1 rRNA gene is annotated in these 631 nt (G+C 48.8%); it reads right to left on the bottom strand.

Annotated elements, in window-relative coordinates:
- Positions 1-631 (bottom strand): 16S ribosomal RNA (locus tag H6A27_RS14525); the annotation flags it as partial.

The raw sequence follows: 631 nt of genomic DNA, 5'->3' as shown, positions 1-631 counted from the left end.
TATCGCCAACAGCGAGTATCCATCGTTTACCGTGTGGACTACCAGGGTATCTAATCCTGTTTGATACCCACACTTTCGAGCATCAACGTCAGTTACGGTCCAGCAGGCTGCCTTCGCAATAGGGGTTCTTCGTGATATCTAAGCATTTCACCGCTACACCACGAATTCCGCCTGCCTCTGCCGCACTCAAGAACGCCAGTTTCAACTGCAATTTTAAGGTTGAGCCCCAAACTTTCACAGCTGACTTAACATCCCGTCTACGCTCCCTTTAAACCCAATAAATCCGGATAACGCTCGCATCCTCCGTATTACCGCGGCTGCTGGCACGGAGTTAGCCGATGCTTATTCATAAGGTACATACAAAACTCTACACGTAAAGCACTTTATTCCCTTATAAAAGAAGTTTACAATCCATAGAACCTTCATCCTTCACGCTACTTGGCTGGTTCAGACTCCCGTCCATTGACCAATATTCCTCACTGCTGCCTCCCGTAGGAGTTTGGACCGTGTCTCAGTTCCAATGTGGGGGACCTTCCTCTCAGAACCCCTATCCATCGTCGGCTAGGTGGGCCGTTACCCCGCCTACTACCTAATGGAACGCATCCCCATCGTTTACCGATAAATCTTTAAT

The organism is Bacteroides caecigallinarum (genome assembly GCF_016902295.1).
Lineage (GTDB): Bacteria > Bacteroidota > Bacteroidia > Bacteroidales > Bacteroidaceae > Phocaeicola > Phocaeicola caecigallinarum_A.
Note: the sequence above shows the minus strand (reverse complement) of the source record. Positions and strands in the feature narration are given on the sequence as shown.